We start from the raw sequence: 17,589 nt of genomic DNA on the forward strand, positions 1-17,589 counted from the left end.
AACCCCCTACTTCAAAATGGCCCAAATTAAATCATTAAGCTCCGTTTCCATGCTCTTCCCTTGATGTAGCTTAGTTATCTCATTCTTTAAGGAAAGTGATTTCCCTTCTAATAGCGAAAGATTCTTTTCACTTTCATTGTCGCTTATACATTCTTCCATTTGTTTTGCCTTGAATATCCGGGTCATCCCGGTTTTCAATTCTTGATCAATTGAAACCAAATCAAGTAATTCCCACACCGATAAAGGTGGCAGCGAACCCCGTTGGATGATATATTCCAAGATTAAATATGAACGGCATACTTGTACCCATATTTTTAGTTCTTTTCTTTTGGATTCCATTGTTTTTGTCAATTGTTGAAGATTGTCGCTCATCATCCGATAATAGTGATGCCCCAGTGCCTTTTTGGAATAGCAATCCGCTATCAAACCATTCATCTTCCTATAATAATCCGGATGCATAATCAACTTGATTTGCGACTGAAATAATTCAAATAAAGCAGGATTACTCTTTAAGGTAAGACGTGATGATTTAAATAGATCCCAGCCTTCCATGTCAAATTGGCCTTCTTTCATTTGAATGACTTCAACTGGCTGACTTAAGCTTAGGTATGATCGCTTATCATTATGAACATATATAAATCGAACATCATAATCAGATTGGCCGGATGATAAACCAAAAGAATGGCTGCCAGTAACAGCAGCCATCAAAATGGTCATATCCTCTTTCTTTTCCAGGTATCTCAAACTTGAAATAAGGTTTTCTTTCATGAATGAACCTCGTTTCTATTTCGAATGCATTTTTGCCAATTCAGCTACAGCATTTTCATAATACGGTAAATCGACCGTTTCCTCCAATGCTGCACGTAAGCCTGCAAAGATATCCGATATTTCCGTCTTAAACTCTTTTTGAATCGCGAGTAACTCTTGATCGAGGACTTCATTATACATTTCGAAAATCCGCTCACCCTGTTCTTTAACATAAATAAGGGCAGGTTCATCCAAACGCTTCTGAAGTCCTTCGCTCATTTTCGCTTTCTCATTTTTTTCAAAGAAAGATTTTGGATTTTTAAATAATGCCAATTCCTTTTTGAATTCCCCCGTATCCAATTGGGCAAAAGCTCCTGTAAATTCAATGGACTCCCTCTCATTAGGTTCATATGGCTGCAATGAAAGGGTTCTTCTTACTTTTTGCATTTGCTGAAGCAAACTGCTTTGTTTCTCATTCAGTAATTTATTTACGAACATTTCCGTCCTTAATGCCGTTGCCCGCATTTCCTGGGCAAGGTCAAAGCCTAGCGCATCCAATAAGTTCTTCATCGATTGCTTGAGGACAATTTTCAGATCGCCTCCATCATCTTTTAAAACAGCCGGATTGAACGATTCTTTAAAGAAATCATTAAACCGGAAGAAGACTCGTTGTTTACTATAGAAAGTCAATTCGTCGACTTCTTTTTTCAAACGTTGCTTTTCTCCATCCCCTTTAATGACTGAGAGGAGTTCCGAAATGGACTGTGCCTCTTGAGAAAGGGTCTCCAGGGCTTTTTGTTTCGCTTTCTCATCTTGCCTGGAAGCTGTAATTACATCTCGTAGCAGTTCTTCCGTTCTTTTTACAGCCGCTTGAGCCGATTCAATTGCAAGTCCAGTTAAATCGTTTTCTATGAAAGAATCGAATTGGCCTTGGAATTCCGAGATTCCGCTATTAGGAAGGAACGAATGCTTAAATGAACCAGGCGTTTGTTTTTCCATCAACGCTCCCTTACTCGTAAGCGGGAACAGTTTTGGAAAACGGATTCCGAATCCATTCAATTGATCTGTGACATAATCCATCACTTCGTCCAATTCGTCAGTGGTTTGTGCCAGATCGACGGCATTGACAATGAAAAACATCTTATCCATAGCGAATGAATCTTTCACACGTCCAAGTTGTATCAAGAACTCCCTGTCTGCCCGTGAGAATGGGTGATTATAATAGGTCACAAAAAGGATGGCATCCGAATTCTTAATATATTCGAAAGCTGCTCCTGTATGTCGTGCATTTATCGAATCCGCCCCAGGCGTGTCAACAAGGACCATCCCCTGCTTAGTCATTTCACAGTCATAACGCAATTCAATCAGATCAACAAGACATGACTTGGACTCTTCTGCAGCAAAACGTTTAAATCCTTCAAGATCTACCGTAACCACATTTCCTAAATCATTTTGGTACTCAGGCAGTCCTTGATGAAACGCCCTTAGAAAGGATAAATGAGTCTTCCCCTTATCAACTTCCCCCGCCTTCGCAATGATTTGCCCTGCTAGTTGGAGGGCTTCATCTAGAGTCTTTGCCGATTTATCAAAAGCTGCCAAGGCCAGGCTTACATCTTCCAACAGCATCGCTTCGGTCTTTAATTTGACGGTTGCCGTTCCATGTGGATGCTCAGCGTCCGAAGACATGATTTTGTTGATTGCCGCAGTTGTCGGATTTGGTGAAACAGGAAGGACGCTTTCTCCCATCAACGCATTGGCGAAGGAAGATTTGCCCGCACTGAATGCACCGAAGAGGGCAACCGTGAACGTCTGCTGTTCCAAGCGATTTGCCTTCTCTTTCAATTCCTTATAAAGTGATTGAAATCCTCTCAAAGGTTGGATCAGCTTGGCCGCCTGATTCAAACTCGCTGCAGTCTCCATCAGCTTTTCTTTTCCGCGTAAATCAGCAGCATCAGATGAAGAAACTGTCACGGAAGGTACAGCTTCCTTGTTTTCTTTATCATGATCACTTTCAGGTTGTTCGTTGACAGACCTTGAATTACTTCCTTTATCGGTTTTCATGATTTTGACCGTAATATTTTTTTCCTCTTCATTCCATTGAGTTAAAAGCATATCAATATCGCGTTCATCGACTAATGATTCAGTTTGATTTGCAATGGCCTCTAAACGCTCCGTTTGGTAAACGATTTCCGCGTTCATCGCAGCAGTAACTTTAAGTGCTTCCGCAAATTCAGAATAACCTTCAAGCTCCTTATCGATGGATATAGACTGCTGTTCCACTATTCCTTCCATAACGGTAACCATTTCATTCAAAAATCCTTCAGATACATCACGTGCTTTCTTTTTGATGGCTGATGCCAAATCATTCGTATAGTTTAAAACGTATTCACCCGTAATATCGACTTGAGGCCTCAAAGAGTTTTTTATGTAAGATTCCGTTACCTCGATCTGAAGTGCCTGAGCCTTACCTTCAAGTGTTGAATCATGGATCTCCGCCTGATTAAGCATTTTAACGGCTAATTCTTTAAGATGCCATTCAAGCTGGGTTTTCACCTTTTCTTGTAGATCGTTCAAGAACGCCTTGATACGCGCCTCACGTTCGGCATCCGTTTTTTTCTTGGCAAATAATAATCCCATTTTAAAGTCGGGCTGAGCGGATTCCAAGAAAGATTTACCTAGGTCCCGTGTTGCCGCGGGCATGATGTACGCACCTTTCAAAATCGTTTCTAATGCATCAGCATATTGGACCTTGATGTCCTCTATGCGTCCCGTTAATGATTTTTTTTCTTTCAATAGGCTGTCCACTTGATTCGTCAGGTGTACTCGTTCTTCATGAGGAAGTTCTGACAATACTTCAAAATCATCGGCATGTTCCTCTTCATACTGCTCCTTCAGCCAATTAAGATGCCTTTCGACAAGGGCATTAGCCGATTGCATGATGGCATCTTTGCCATCATTTAGACCTTTTCCAGCCATTTCATATATGAATTGCTTGACCACTTCTATTTCATTTTCACTATTGTTCAAGTCTCTTACGGAAGTATAAAAAATCCCATCAGGATATACATTCCAGTTCGCAAATGCTTCAGAAACGGAAAGCTTGAAGTCTTGAAAGCTAAGCTCGTTCTCATCATGCTTATCAATCATATTGATAATTAAGTATGTCGGTTTTTCAGCCTCTAACAATTCTTTCGTGAATAGGAAGTTCACCTCTGATTGGACGTGATTGTAGTCCATGACATAGAAGACAACATCAGCTAGATGCAAGGCAGATTCCGTAGAAACTCTATGTGCATCATCGGTTGAATCAATTCCTGGCGTATCCATGATCGCACATGAATCCGGCAGTGAAAAATCATTGGAGCTTATCGTTATTGCCGATACTGAGTCTCCATCCTTGGCAAATTTCTTGACCTCTTTAAAATCATAAGGTGCAGGAAATAATACTGGTGGCTGATGATGGTAAAAGACCTTGGCATAGTCTTCCCCTTTTTGGACTTTTACCGTATTTGCACTCGTTGGAATCGGACTTGAAGGCAGTACTTGATCACCAAGGAAAAAATTGATCATACTGGATTTCCCCGCTGAAAAATGCCCGCAAAAAGCAATGATGAACTCCTCATTATTCACTTTCATGATTAACTGTTTCAGTTTATCGGCATTGCCTGTATCACCTGCCGATTGAAATTTCTCATACATGGCAGTCAAAATCCCCAATTTGGACTGTTGCTTTAATGTTTCTTGAATCATGAATCCATACCCCTTAATCTATCGTCATTTTGATATTCTTATTGTAAACGATTTCGTTTGTTATTCATACCATCAGCTTTATTTTTACTATATGATTCATTACAGTCCATGTTCAAAAAAAAAAATCCACCGATTGGTGGATTCTGCAGTTTGATTCATATTGACTTGGAATGCAAAAAAACCAGGATGTTTACCTGGTTGTAGGGGTGGGGTTAAAAGCAGCTCGGTTTTCAATTGGTGACTCAATATAAGGTTTTACTGCCTTTGCCGGTTTTTGAATATTATTCAATACATGTTTCATCACAAAACCATATGTAGCGATTGTCAATAAAATGAATACCCAAACCATTACCAACACCATCCTCTTATATATTGTTTAGCTTTTAGTTATTAGTTATTAGTTATTTAAATAAAATTATCGAAATCCGAATGAGAATAATTTTCATCTTCATTTAGAATCTTATCACGAACGATAATCATTTTCAATAAGAAATTAAATTTTTTTATTATTTTCCCTTAAAAACCGTAGAATATTCCGTATGTTCCTTTAAAGCCTTTTCTTCCAGCGGGATTCTTACCGTCATCATCCAAACATTCAATAAACTAAAGATGATAGCAGTATAATATGCATTGAATAATAAGGAAATAACTAAAATCTCAGTTGCGACTATGATATAGTTCGGATGTTTGAAATATTTATAAGGACCTTTAATGACTACATCGGCATCGGGAACCACTATGATTTTTGTATTCCAATGTTTTCCCAATGAACGGATTGCCCAAATCCTGCCTGACTGCGCAATTAGAAAAAGGGTCAGCCAAATTGGCCAAAGTCCAGACATATCCCTTTCAAGCGCGACTACTTCAATAATGAGAACAATAAAAAAACTAATATGCATTAGAACCATCCATCTGTAATGGGACTCACCGTATTCCAATGCTCCTGCAGCTTTCAGCTGTTTTTCGTTTTGTTTGGCGATATATAATTCAACCAGGCGTTGTATTGCGATCAAGATAATGAAAATGGCAAAGATCATCACTTCCACCTCATTAACACAAGTTCAGATGAAAACCCAGGCCCTAATGCAGCAGCCAAGCCCACCTCACCTTTATTCCCGCCCCGCTGCATGAACCTCTCAAGGACGTACAAAATAGTTGCCGAGGACATATTTCCAAATTCCCTCAATACGCTCATTGACTCTGCCGTCATGCTTTCATCGAATCCGAGGGCTTCGTGATAAGCATCGATTACTTTTTTGCCTCCAGGATGAGCGATGAAATCTTTTATGTCACTTAGATCGAATCCATTCTCCATTAAGAACTCTTGAACATTCGGTTTAAGCCAATCCTTGATGATTGTAGGGATATCTTTCGAAAAAATCACGTATAATCCTTGATCTTTAACATCCCACCCCATTACATCCAATGAATTCGGCATAAGCGTAGATTGAGAATCCAAAAATTGCAAATGTCTTACTTTTTTTGAAAACTGTTCATTCGGCACTTCATCACCGCAAACCAAAATACAGCTTACTCCATCAGAAAATAAGGAAGTTCCAATTAAATTACTTTTGGAGATATCGTTCCTTTGAAATGTCAGACTGCATAACTCCACGCTTAAAACAATGACCTTTGCCGTCGGGTATGCTTGGCAATATTCAAAAGCACGTGATAGGCCACTCGCTCCCCCTGCACAGCCAAGCCCCCAAATCGGAATCCTTTTAGTATGCGGGTTAAATGGAAGTTCATTCATTATCCTGGCATCAATGGTCGGGGTAGCAATCCCCGTGCTTGAGATAAAGAAGAAAGCATCTAGCTCGTTTGCCTGCAGTTCTTCTTTTAAAAATTCTCTGTTGGCTAAGCATTTTTCTATAGCTTCTTTCCCAAACTTGACTGCCTGCTCAATATATAAATCATTCCGCTCGGCAAAAGAATGATCCTCTTTAAACCAATCAAGATCATTTGAAAAATACCGATTTTCCACTTGCCCATTCTTAAAAGCTTTTAGTAACCGTTCTATATTTTTAAATGATGCCCCAAATATTTCTCTCGAAAATTCCATGATCTTTTCCTGTGAGAGTAAATGTGGCAGCTTTATATGTGATGCAGATAATAAATATGGCATGATTCCACCCCTGATTATTCATGATATGGTTAATATACCCACCAGGATATCAATTATGCTTTATAGCTATATGGCAGACTGTAGACAAACTCGATCAAAATCGAGTTTGTCTACAGTTTTTTTATGGCTTGTACAAATTTGTTGATTTCCACTCCAGGCACTCGCTTTCCGCGGGCGGTCCGGGAGCCTCCTCGGATCCCTTGCGCCTGTGGGGTCCTCCCTTGGACGCGCTTTTCCCGCAGGAGTCTCGCACACCCGCTCCAATCAACTATGTTTAAAAAATTTAGATAGAACTCTTTTTGCCTACAGTCTTTTTTGTTTTAAAATAGAATGATTAAAACTTGAGGTGATGAGGATGCTTTCTAAACATGATTTTATTCAGCAAGATCAACTTGAAATGATTACTTTAGATCAACTGGTGCCAGAGTTATATTAGTTAAACTGACTTTTATTCAATATACCTACGGAAGTCGTTCCATGCGTAAAACAATTGAAGAAGCTGAAACAAATATGGCTACCGTTGGTTCTTAGGCTATGGTTTCCATGATAAAAGTCCCTCATTTCTCAACGTTCGGGAAAATTTTTGAACGACGCTTTAAAGATACAGACCTGTTTGAATGAACAGATTTGCTATCGTACCTTAATGACAAGCTGCTGATAGAAAGTTAATAAGTGCAGAGCATGTATTGGTCGATTCCACACATGTGAAAGCCAGTGCGAATAAGTGGAAATTTGAAAAGAAAATCGTTCACAAAGAAACACGAGCGTATCAAGGACGTCTTCAAGATGAAATAAATCAAGATCGTGAAAACCATTACAAACTGTCATTTATGCTTTATAGCTATATGGTTATATTTATTGGGGTTTTAAAATATTTTTTCTTTTTTTCTTAATCAATAGGTAAAAAAGACTATAAATTTGATAAAATAGAGAACATACCCATACAAGCGGAGGAACGAAATTGGAAATCAACACTATAATCACAAAATTGTTAAATGGAACCATCCAGGCCGTTAAGTCCGTTATTCCTTTCACTTTGGACATTCAAAAGCCTTACCTCATAAGACAGCCTTTCGAACAGGAATCCATTAGCGTCCTTATTGGCATGACAGGAGATATCCGTGGGAGAATAATGATTGAGGGGACTAACGGATGCATGAGTAAAATAGGTGAAAGTATGTTTGGCATGCCGTTAGAAGGTGAAATGCTTGAATCTTTTGCAGCAGAATTCGGTAACATGCTTGCCGGTAATATTGCCACCTCTTTAGCAGGAGAGAATGCATTGATTGATATTACACCGCCCACCGTCATTGTGGGCAATACCAAAATGTATGGGTTTCATGAAGCAATCCATTTACCCATTTCATTGGAAGGCGTTGGTACTCTTCAGACCATCTTTATGATCGAAATGTAATCACGAAACAATAAAACCCCCTTACCTATAATCGGTAAGGGGGCACTTTCATTCTTCCTTCTTTACTGAAGATTGATTTTGCACTTGTATAATGATATTTTGAAACTCCTCTTTTCCACACACACTGCACCTATATTCCTGGCTTAGAATGGTCCGACAATGAATACAATATTTTTTCTCCATCCCTATCACTACTTTCCTGAACATATACTATCAATATATTCAAAAAGTGAAGAGAGTTTCCTTTTATCTGACAAAACGCCAATTTCATTATCAAAGATATCCTAAATGAAAAAATGCCCAAAATCCTCATCACCTGAGAAATTTGGGCATTTAATGGGTGAATCTATCAAGTATACCGAAACTATTTTTAATCAGGCTACATTTTGCCCTTCAATACGCGTTTCCTTCATTTTACCTTTTGTAGGGACGATGTTAAAGACAATATTCAAGAAAATGGCTGTCAAACTTCCGGCTACAATACCGTTTTCCGTTAAGATTTGAAAGCTTTCCGGAATTTGCGCAAATAGCTCAGGAACGACCGTCACTCCAAGTCCCATACCTACTGAACAAGCGATGATCAATAAATTTTCTTGAGAAGCAAAATCCACTTTGCTCAACATCTTAATTCCAGCGGCAATTACCATCCCGAACATCGCAACCATTGCACCGCCAAGCACGGATGAAGGGATAATTGTCGTGAATGCACCAATTTTCGGAACAAAACCTATGAAAATGAGAATGCCGGCTGTTGTGTATATGACATTCCTTGTTTTAATGCCTGACAATTGAATCAAGCCGACATTTTGTGAAAAAGCTGTATACGGAAACGCATTGAACAAACCGCCAATCATGATGGCAAGTCCTTCAGAACGATATCCGCGAGCTAGGTCGTCTTCTGAAATCTCTTTGTCCGTGATTTCACCAAGGGCATAATAAACACCAGTCGATTCCACCAAGCTTACGATCGCCACCAATGTCATTGTAATGATTGCCGTGACGTTAAATGTCGGAGTTCCAAAGTAGAAAAAATGTGGCATATGCAGCCAATTGGCACTGACCACTGAGCTAAAATCCACTTTTCCAAGGAAGAAGGCCGCAAAGGTTCCGACTAACAGCCCCAATAAAATAGAAATGGAGCGTAGGAATCCCGTCGAGAATTTATACATGAATATGATGAATAACAAAGTTCCAAAACCAAGAGCTACATTGTTCAAGTCTCCGAAATCAGCAGCTCCCTGGCCTCCACCAAGGTTGTTGATGGCAACAGGAATGAGCGTAATGCCAATAATCAAAACGACCGATCCAGTGACAATGGGCGGGAAGAACCTTGCCAGTTTTCCGAAGAACTTACTAATGATAATGACAATCAATCCCGACGCCAAAATAGATCCATAAATGGAGTTGATTCCATATTGCGTACCAATTGCAATCATCGGGCTAACTGCTGTAAATGTGCAGCCTAGGACGACCGGAAGCCCTATTCCAAAGAATTTATTTTTCCACACTTGCAATAAAGTTGCTATCCCGCACATCAAAATGTCTATCGAAACTAAATAAGTTAACTGCGCTGCAGTCAATCCCAGCGCCCCACCGACAATCAATGGAATGACGACTGCACCGGCATACATGGCGAGAACATGTTGTAATCCTAAGGAAGCAACTTTTAATGGTGATTGATTAGACATTGACGGCTGCTCCTTCCTTTTCCTCAGCGAACGTTATCTCACCGAATTTCAACTCAGCAATTCGTGCAAGTGATTCCACTTGGAAACCTTGTTCCCTAAGATCCTTACCACCACTTTGAAATGCTTTTTCAATCACGATGCCGATTCCGGCCACTTCTGCTCCAACCTGCTTACAGATTTCCACCAAGCCCCTGGCTGCCTGTCCGACCGCAAGGAAGTCATCGATGATCAAGACCTTATCTCCAGCTTCAATATATTTATTGGAAACCGTAATGGTATTGGTTTCTTTTTTTGTAAAGGAATGAACGGATGCCGTCACTAAATCATTTGTTAAAGTAAGTGATTTACGTTTACGGGCAAAAATGAGCGGAACTTCCAATTCCAAAGCAGCCATCAAACCAGGACCAATGCCTGATGATTCAATTGTCAGCACTTTCGTGATTTCCTTGTGTTCGAAACGTTTAACGAATTCTTTACCAATTTCTTTCATTAGCAAAGGATCCATTTGATGATTTAAGAATGAATCTACTTTTAAAATATCTTCTGATAAAGCTTGACCCTCGGACAAGATTTTTTCCTTTAAAAGTTGCATGAAGGTTCCTCCCAATCTCGGATGTTTATTGACCCAAAAACCATACAATTATTTCCCGGCATATAAAAAAGCCCAAGAAACATTGCGGCACTTTTTTGGAGTGAAGCAATACTTCTTGGGCACGAATGAAAAATGAATCAGCAAAAGCCTTCATTTACGCAACAAGATCTATTACTCACCCATAGTCGAATTATTTACGGTAATCCGGTAGAAACTTGCAGGCCATATCCCTGCTATTATACGAGTGAAACATTATATTTTATTAATATATGAATTATACCAACGCTGACCCTATTTGAAAAGTAATTTTTAATAAAAAACCGAACTTTAAATTAGAAAAATAAATCATTATTCGTATTATTAGAAAATTGCGAAATCACCAAACCTAAATAACTTGGATTTCCTATCAAAAAAACATCATATTCCATTTTACTGGTATTATACCATGCGTTTTTGTAGCAACCCATAAAAAAGAAGAAGGGCTTGAGATTAATCCAAGTCCTTCTTCTTTGATTCATTTGATTTTATAAACTTCTTTATATTTATTTTCAAGATACTTTATCAAATACTGAACATTCAAGCCTTCCCCTGTCGTTTCTTTCAAAATCTCCAGAGGCTTTTTTGTTTTTCCGTATTTATGTATTTTTTCATTAAGCCATTTCCTGATTGGTTCAATATCACCCGCTTCCAACAGTTCATCAAAATCAGGCAAATCTTTAAGCATCGATTGCTTGATTTGGGCTGCATACATATATCCCAATGCATAAGAAGGAAAATAACCAAAGCTGCCATCTGCCCAGTGTACATCTTGCAACACGCCCATTGCATCATTTTCAGGCACAATTCCCAAATAATCCTTGTATTTTTCATTCCAGACTTCCGGTAAATCCTTCACTTCAAGTTCCCCATTAAAGAGGGCCTTTTCCAGTTCATACCGAATCATAATATGTAGAGGATACGTCAGTTCATCTGCGTCAATACGGATGAACGATGGTTTTGATTCGTTAATGCCCCGGTAAAATTCATCCAGCGTCACATCTTGGAATTGTTCGGGAGCATATTCTTTTAATAAGGAAAATTTATTTTTCCAAAAGCTATGGTTCCGTCCAATGAAGTTTTCGAAAAACAAAGATTGTGATTCATGGATCCCCATTGATGTCCCGCTATCGAGAAGTGTTCCGGTTAACTCTTCGGCGATATTCTGCTCATAAATGGCATGTCCACATTCATGAATGGTACCAAAGATTGCCCCCCTAAAATCATTTTCATCGTATCGGGTCGTCACCCGGACATCGCCCCTATTTATTCTAATTTCAAAAGGGTGAACTGTTTCATCAAGCCTGCCAGCCTTGAAATCGTATCCTAGCTGATTTAAAATTTCCAAGTTGAGTTGATGCTGTTTTTCTTTTGGAAATTCTTTATATAGGAACGCTGTTTCCGGTCTATGTTCGCTTTTTGCTATCTGTTTTACCAAAGGTACGATCCTCGACCGAAGCTCACTGAATACGCCATCAAGTATATCTACAGTCATGCCTGGTTCATATATGTCTAAAAGGGTATTATATTTCGTCCCTTCATATCCCCAGTACTCTACGAACCTGCGGGTATATGCTACAATTTGCTCCAGATAAGGTTGAAATAAAGAAAAATCAGCTTTTTCCCTTGCCTCTTCCCATGCACTTTCAGAACGCGATTGTAAAATGACGAATTCCTTATATTCGTTCGCAGGAATTTTCTTATTCCTTTCAAACTCTTTTTTACACTCTTGTACCATCTTATTCATCGATTCACTAAGAATGGCTTCATCCATCGAAAGTTCTGCAATGAAGGATTCCATTTCCTTACTTGTGCTCATATTAAACACTTCGGATGAAAGCATACCGATAACTTCGGAACGCTGCTCAACTCCCTTTTTAGGTGCACCTGTACGCAAATCCCAAAAAATTAACGCGAGAGCTTCATTATAAGCCGAGATTTTCTTTACATATTCTTTAAACTCTTTTTCTATCAGTTCTATACCCTTTTTTTTCATATTCACTGCTCCTTCCAACTACACTTTACCATATTATACAAAAGACTTTCATATCAGAACCACTCCGATTAATAAATTCAAATAAAAAGAGCCAAGGGGTTCCCTTGGCTCTCATTATGAATTGGGTTTTATTTAAATCGTTACAGGAAGAATGGATACAATCTTCTCTTTCACATGTTCCGAAAGATCCTTTTCAATCAAAATCTGGACGGTTCCCGAATCATTGCTCGTCCTGATCAAACGCCCTATTCCCTGGCGCAATCGAAGGAGCATGTATGGAAGATCCACTTCTTCGAATGCATCGGTAACCGAGTTACGTTTGGCTTCGAAAACCGGATCGCGAGGCGGGAATGGAAGCGAGTGTATCACTACATTTTGTAATGAAGGGCCTGGTACATCAAGACCTTCCCATAAATGATAGGAGAAAAGGACAGATTGCTCATCCTCTTGGAACTTCTTAACAAGCTCGCTGATTTCCGCTTCCCCTTCAAAATAAAATGGATAAGATGATATTGGGCAGTTTTCCTTGAACCATTGCAATTCTTCTTTTGAATGGAATAACACTAGTGTTCGACCTTCATTTTCCTCAATTGTCTTCATTGTATATTGAAGTTTTGCCAATTGATCTCCATTTTCGAAGACCGGCATGTTCATTTTCATGACTTCATCGTAATCAAATGGTGATTCAACGGAAAAGCTGTCATACTTTTCTATCCCTAAACTATCTGCAATATATTGGAAGGATTTATTGTCCGATAATGTTGCCGATGAAAAAATGTAAGGGATTTTTTTCGAGAATACCTGTTCAGACAAGATATCCTGCACAAGCCTTGGCATGATGACCAATGTTTTGGTCATTTCATTTTCTTCAAACCAGGAAACAGCCTGTTCATCCTTCACAAATAGAGAAAGTGAGTAGCCCAGCTGCTCTAAATACTCTTCCGTCACTTTTAAATCATAATCATTGATCGTGTACATTTCCGCTTCAAAAACAAGATTCTCCTCTAACTCTTCAACCTTTTTATGAAGCTTTTGGGCAAAGTTTGTTATTTCTTTTGACATCGGGATTTCATAACGATTAGATCCGCTGACATGTATCGCTTTTTCATCCAACAAATCAAAAAATTCTTCATTGATATCGATTAAGTCCTCGATGATGTATAAGGTTTCTTCACGAACCTGATTGGCTGTAAGCAATTCCAGAACCGAAGCAAGGGTTTGTTCCCCAACTTTATAAGTTAAAGCCTTTTGAGCAGCAAATTCCAAAAGATGACCTTCATCAAAGACAACGCAGCTATGATCAGGCAGTAATGGTAACTGTCCTTCACGCTTACGCTTTTCCTTAGTCCATACATGTTCCATGAAGAAGTCATGTGAACAAATGATCAAATCACTTGATTTTCGATAGTGGTCCCGTGATAGGGTTTGCCCACAACGATGGCGTTTATCACAAGTAAAACAGTTTTGAAGCTGATCCCAGCCAACTTTAGACCAGTCTTCATCATTTAAATATGGATACTGTTTACGGTCTCCATATGCTGTATAGGCGTTCATGGATGAGTTATCATGAACAAACTTGGGAAGTTCATCATAGAGCTGATCTATCCCTTCTGAATCCTCATGATTCACAGCATAATCCAATTTCTTAAGACATACATATTGATCGTGATATTTGGCAAGCCGAACATCCACTTCAATACCTAAAGCATTCTTGATTTTCTGGATGTCGCCTTCCTCTTTGACAAGCTGTTCAATCAACGTTTCATCTGCACATGAAATAATTGCCGGTTTATTCGTATATCTCGCATAACAAATCGCATATAGTAAATAGACCAAAGTCTTACCGGTCCCTACCCCTGCTTCAGCAAAACTTACATTTTTTTCTTTAAAAGCTTTTTCTAACTGAAAAGCCATGAAGATTTGTTCGTCACGCAGCTCAAATCCTTTTTCGGGAAGAATATCGTAAAAAACATCACCGATCCATTCTGAAAGCTTATCGTAAAAAGAATCTTCCTTTGTTACCGAAAAAGGCAGTGTTTTAAGCATCATGGTCTCCCCTTTTATCTATCATCATTATATAGAATCCGAATCATTATTATCTTAGGCAAAAGTATATTATCCTTTATTTCACATTAGTAGTCAAGATATTTACCTATTATCAGAATGAAAGGTAATATGTATGTATGCATGCTGTCTGGTTGCCCGATTCGTAAAATAAAAGACAGGCTCCAAGAGAGCCTGTCTGTAAGTAATATAGGGTTGAATTAAGCTTTGTTTACGTTTGATGCTTGTGGTCCACGTTGACCTTGTTCTACATCAAATGTAACGTCTTGGCCTTCTTCAAGTGTTTTGAAACCTTCGCCTTGGATAGCTGAGAAATGTACGAATACATCGTCTCCACCTTCACGTTCGATGAATCCAAAACCTTTTTCTGCGTTAAACCATTTTACTTTACCTTGTTCCATTTTTGTTGCCTCCTAGTGTGTTCTCCACACATTATATTACTATCCTTGCTCAAAAGAATATTAAGGTATTCCTTAAATCTGAACAAAAATAATTCATTATTAGAATAACAGAAAAGGAAATGATAAGCAAGACTGGAACCTATTATGAATAAATCGTCCTGACTAGCAAAAATCCTCCATTATATTCTACCTACTCATTCACCTTGAGGCTGCCTTGGCGGCCTTTTCCCCCAATATTGATAAAGGTCGGCACGGATGAAACCATTGAACAATTTCCTTTTTTTCGTTGCAGGCTTACCGTAATGCTGTTCGAAGTCAGGATTGGAGGTAATCATGTATACCGACCATGTATCAAGCTTCTTGAAGGCTTGGCCCATTTCCCTATACATCTGCTCTACCGCTTTTTTCTCACCTAGACGTTCTCCATAAGGCGGGTTCCCGACAATGACACCATACTCTTTCCTGGTCGAGATATCCCTTACCTGCATTTGTTTGAATTCAATCAAATCACCCAGACCGGCTTCAAAACTATTCGCTTTAGCTATATCGACCATTCGATGGTCAATATCACAACCGGTTATGTCCAAGTATTGATCATAGTCGGCTAAATCTTCAGCCTCAATCCGCGCTTCATCCCAAACCTTGCTGTCCATCCATGACCAAGTTTCAGAAACGAATTCCCTGTTAAACCCAGGTGCTATATTCTGCCCAATTAAGGCCGCCTCGATGGGAATCGTTCCAGATCCACAAAATGGATCTATGAAAGGTTTATCCGGTTTCCAATTGGTCAGCATGATTAACGCAGCCGCCAATGTTTCTTTTAGGGGCGCCTCTCCCTGCCCTGTACGATAACCCCGTTTATGCAAACCAGCACCTGAAGTGTCTATGGTAAGTGTCACTACATCTTTTAAAATAGACACTTCAATTTTAAACAAAGGACCTGTCTCCGCAAACCAAGATACTTGCTTATATTTACTTTTCAATCTATCAACAATCGCCTTTTTTACAATAGCCTGACAATCAGGGACACTGTATAGCTTTGAATTAACGGATTTTCCACTCACGGGGAACTCGACATCGGCTGATAAGAAATCTTCCCAATTCAAGGCCTTTGTTTTTTCAAACAACTCATCAAATGAATATGCTTTGAATTCCGCGACTTTAATTTTCACCCTATCGGCACTGCGCAGCCATAAATTAGAGCGGGCAATGGCGGATTGATCCCCTTTATAGGTGATTTTACCATTTTCGACTTGACAATCGTAACCAAGATCCCGCACCTCCTTGGCAACAATTGATTCCAATCCCATTGCTGATGTTGCAATTATATCGAATTGTTTCATTAATCCTGCACCTTCTTTCCATTAATCCAAATCAATGGCACCTTTTCCCGAATTTCTTTCATTTATGTATTTAGAATCAGGCATTGATTTTTTACATGTAAACCTTATGGTCCACCGCGTTTTTATATTTCAGTAAGCCAATGTTTGCCTAGCTTATATCATGATCATGTAGCGTATTAATCACCGTGAAGTAAAGCTTTACTCAATACCTTAGGATACACGCTGCCATCCAACCAATTATGTATGCTTCCCATCCATTGTTCTGAAGTTTGATGTTCTATCTTGATACCTTCATATTAGGGCTAACAGAAGAGTTAAGGAACCTTTATAAATAGGATACCCAGAATCAAAGAAATGCTTAACATTCCAACACTATTTTTAAAAACGTTACCGACAGACTTCATTTAAGCCATTTCCCTAATCATTCGAACGCAATGAAAAACTTGCCAAGTTTTAAGTTTAACACAGCCGTGTTTCAGAAAACGAAAAATAAATGGAAATGCCCAATCTTTTTATAATAGTGCATTCTCCATAAACAAAAACTCCCCTTTTAAAAGGAGAGTTGTGCTTTTGGTGTTATATGATAACGTTCTGTAAGCCATGTTTTGTTCCTCAGTACTGCAAGCGACTCGCGTCTCGTACTTCGGCGGTAATCATCTATCTACAGAAGCAAGTGCTTCTGTCCTTCTCCTCGTTCAATTCCAAGGAAGAAAGCGCCCCTACCATTAATTTGGGTTTCTCGCTCGTGGGGTTTACCTCGTTCCACCCTTTACATTTCTGTAAAGGCTCCGTCACTGTGGCACTTTTATAGGTATTCATGCCATATCCAAAAGGACTTAGGCATTTTCCCAGCCGTCAGCAATCCAAGATTGCTGCCCAAGCTTATTTTTTCGCCAGGCACGAACACTACGGACATCGCAGTCCGTGCGAGCATGGACTTTCCTCAACTGCATAAATGCAGCAGCAATTACCCAAACGTTAACATAACATAATTGATTATACTCCATTATTCACGAAAACACAATACCAAAATCATTTTCACTTTTACAATGCAAAATCTCAGTCAAAAAGCTTGTTACCAAAAACGTGCTTTTCCAAGTTGGATAACCGTTTAAGGATATCAAAGTTAGTGGTTCCCGGAGTGGCACTTGGAGCAGGTTGATTTGGACGTTTTGTACTCTCTTCGGCTTGTTTTTTCAATTTAAGATTTTCTTGTTTTAGATCTTCAATTTCCTGATGGAACACTTCATAATCTTTAATGATCAGATCCAGGAATTGATCCACATCTTCAGGTTTATAACCGCGCATGGCTGTTTTAAAATCTTTTTCAAGAATATCTTTAGCCGTTAATTTTATCTTATCGGATAGCATAAGACTTCACCTCAATACTTTCGCCAATACAATCGACTTTTTATTATTTTTTCAAATCTGCT

General features: G+C 39.1%; 13 protein-coding genes, 1 other RNA gene, 1 pseudogene and 1 riboswitch. Of the genes and pseudogenes, 2 read left to right on the forward strand and 13 right to left on the reverse strand.

Going from position 1 to position 17,589, the window contains the following annotated elements; genetic code table 11:
* Positions 1 to 6: 6 nt before the first annotated feature.
* The 5 genes from OSJ91_RS17210 to OSJ91_RS17230 form a co-directional block, all read right to left on the reverse strand.
* A complete protein-coding gene (locus OSJ91_RS17210) occupies positions 7 to 768 on the reverse strand; it encodes a nucleotidyltransferase domain-containing protein (protein WP_485890129.1) in 762 nt (253 codons plus the stop codon).
* Positions 769 to 783: 15 nt separating this feature from the next.
* On the reverse strand, positions 784 to 4,497 hold the full coding sequence (locus OSJ91_RS17215; RefSeq protein WP_485890130.1) for a dynamin family protein: 3,714 nt from the start codon (positions 4,495 to 4,497) through the stop codon (positions 784 to 786).
* Between the two features lie 190 nt (positions 4,498 to 4,687).
* On the reverse strand, positions 4,688 to 4,852 hold the full coding sequence (locus OSJ91_RS17220; protein ID WP_350299311.1) for a hypothetical protein: 165 nt from the start codon (positions 4,850 to 4,852) through the stop codon (positions 4,688 to 4,690).
* A gap of 151 nt (positions 4,853 to 5,003) precedes the next feature.
* Positions 5,004 to 5,534, reverse strand: a complete 531-nt coding sequence (locus OSJ91_RS17225; protein WP_350299312.1) for an isoprenylcysteine carboxyl methyltransferase family protein — start codon at positions 5,532 to 5,534, stop codon at positions 5,004 to 5,006.
* Positions 5,534 to 6,622: a type III polyketide synthase gene (locus OSJ91_RS17230; protein WP_350299313.1), complete on the reverse strand. Its 1,089-nt coding sequence runs from the start codon at positions 6,620 to 6,622 to the stop codon at positions 5,534 to 5,536. The genes OSJ91_RS17225 and OSJ91_RS17230 overlap by 1 nt, the downstream gene beginning before the upstream one ends.
* Before the next feature lie 355 nt (positions 6,623 to 6,977).
* Between OSJ91_RS17230 and OSJ91_RS17235 the strand changes: the two are divergent.
* Positions 6,978 to 7,452 (forward strand): annotated as a pseudogene (locus tag OSJ91_RS17235) (transposase); the annotation flags it as partial.
* 131 nt (positions 7,453 to 7,583) lie between these two features.
* On the forward strand, positions 7,584 to 8,036 hold the full coding sequence (locus OSJ91_RS17240) for a chemotaxis protein CheX (protein WP_485890131.1): 453 nt from the start codon (positions 7,584 to 7,586) through the stop codon (positions 8,034 to 8,036).
* A gap of 374 nt (positions 8,037 to 8,410) precedes the next feature.
* Here OSJ91_RS17240 and OSJ91_RS17245 read toward each other — a convergent pair whose 3' ends face one another.
* The 8 genes from OSJ91_RS17245 to gpsB form a co-directional block, all read right to left on the reverse strand.
* Positions 8,411 to 9,724 carry a nucleobase:cation symporter-2 family protein gene (locus OSJ91_RS17245; protein WP_350299315.1) on the reverse strand — a complete coding sequence of 438 codons (1,314 nt, stop codon included), beginning with the start codon at positions 9,722 to 9,724 and terminating at the stop codon, positions 8,411 to 8,413.
* Positions 9,717 to 10,316 (reverse strand): xanthine phosphoribosyltransferase, encoded by a 600-nt coding sequence (locus tag OSJ91_RS17250; RefSeq protein WP_350299316.1) that lies wholly within the window; start codon positions 10,314 to 10,316, stop codon positions 9,717 to 9,719. Before OSJ91_RS17250 ends, OSJ91_RS17245 begins: the two co-directional genes overlap by 8 nt.
* Before the next feature lie 162 nt (positions 10,317 to 10,478).
* Positions 10,479 to 10,580: riboswitch (purine riboswitch) on the reverse strand.
* A 250-nt stretch (positions 10,581 to 10,830) separates the two neighbouring features.
* The gene (locus OSJ91_RS17255; RefSeq protein ID WP_485890132.1) at positions 10,831 to 12,348 is read right to left on the reverse strand and encodes a carboxypeptidase M32; all 1,518 of its coding nucleotides are present in this window, start codon (positions 12,346 to 12,348) and stop codon (positions 10,831 to 10,833) included.
* A gap of 132 nt (positions 12,349 to 12,480) precedes the next feature.
* Positions 12,481 to 14,397 carry an ATP-dependent DNA helicase gene (locus OSJ91_RS17260; protein ID WP_434547740.1) on the reverse strand — a complete coding sequence of 639 codons (1,917 nt, stop codon included), beginning with the start codon at positions 14,395 to 14,397 and terminating at the stop codon, positions 12,481 to 12,483.
* Positions 14,398 to 14,612: 215 nt separating this feature from the next.
* Positions 14,613 to 14,813, reverse strand: coding sequence for a cold-shock protein (locus OSJ91_RS17265; protein WP_034307871.1), 201 nt, complete (start codon positions 14,811 to 14,813; stop codon positions 14,613 to 14,615).
* A gap of 194 nt (positions 14,814 to 15,007) precedes the next feature.
* Positions 15,008 to 16,156 (reverse strand): THUMP domain-containing class I SAM-dependent RNA methyltransferase, encoded by a 1,149-nt coding sequence (locus tag OSJ91_RS17270; protein WP_485890133.1) that lies wholly within the window; start codon positions 16,154 to 16,156, stop codon positions 15,008 to 15,010.
* Positions 16,157 to 16,745: 589 nt separating this feature from the next.
* Positions 16,746 to 17,135, reverse strand: an RNA gene (gene rnpB, locus OSJ91_RS17275) — RNase P RNA component class B.
* Positions 17,136 to 17,215: 80 nt separating this feature from the next.
* Positions 17,216 to 17,527, reverse strand: coding sequence for a cell division regulator GpsB (gene gpsB, locus OSJ91_RS17280; RefSeq protein ID WP_061463822.1), 312 nt, complete (start codon positions 17,525 to 17,527; stop codon positions 17,216 to 17,218).
* Positions 17,528 to 17,589 lie beyond the last annotated feature (62 nt).

Source organism: Bacillus sp. T-10(2022) (assembly GCF_056502895.1).

Excerpts from the sequence above, each read along its gene's own strand:
- OSJ91_RS17210 (WP_485890129.1), bottom strand. The coding sequence starts at position 768 with ATGAAAGAAAACCTTATTTCAAGTTTGAGATACCTGGAAAAGAAAGAG.
- OSJ91_RS17215 (WP_485890130.1), bottom strand. The coding sequence starts at position 4,497 with ATGATTCAAGAAACATTAAAGCAACAGTCCAAATTGGGGATTTTGACT.
- OSJ91_RS17225 (WP_350299312.1), bottom strand. The coding sequence starts at position 5,534 with ATGATCTTTGCCATTTTCATTATCTTGATCGCAATACAACGCCTGGTT.
- OSJ91_RS17230 (WP_350299313.1), bottom strand. The coding sequence starts at position 6,622 with ATGCCATATTTATTATCTGCATCACATATAAAGCTGCCACATTTACTC.
- OSJ91_RS17245 (WP_350299315.1), bottom strand. The coding sequence starts at position 9,724 with ATGTCTAATCAATCACCATTAAAAGTTGCTTCCTTAGGATTACAACAT.
- OSJ91_RS17250 (WP_350299316.1), bottom strand. The coding sequence starts at position 10,316 with ATGCAACTTTTAAAGGAAAAAATCTTGTCCGAGGGTCAAGCTTTATCA.
- OSJ91_RS17255 (WP_485890132.1), bottom strand. The coding sequence starts at position 12,348 with ATGAAAAAAAAGGGTATAGAACTGATAGAAAAAGAGTTTAAAGAATAT.
- OSJ91_RS17260 (WP_434547740.1), bottom strand. The coding sequence starts at position 14,397 with ATGATGCTTAAAACACTGCCTTTTTCGGTAACAAAGGAAGATTCTTTT.
- OSJ91_RS17265 (WP_034307871.1), bottom strand. The coding sequence starts at position 14,813 with ATGGAACAAGGTAAAGTAAAATGGTTTAACGCAGAAAAAGGTTTTGGA.
- OSJ91_RS17270 (WP_485890133.1), bottom strand. The coding sequence starts at position 16,156 with ATGAAACAATTCGATATAATTGCAACATCAGCAATGGGATTGGAATCA.
- gpsB (WP_061463822.1), bottom strand. The coding sequence starts at position 17,527 with ATGCTATCCGATAAGATAAAATTAACGGCTAAAGATATTCTTGAAAAA.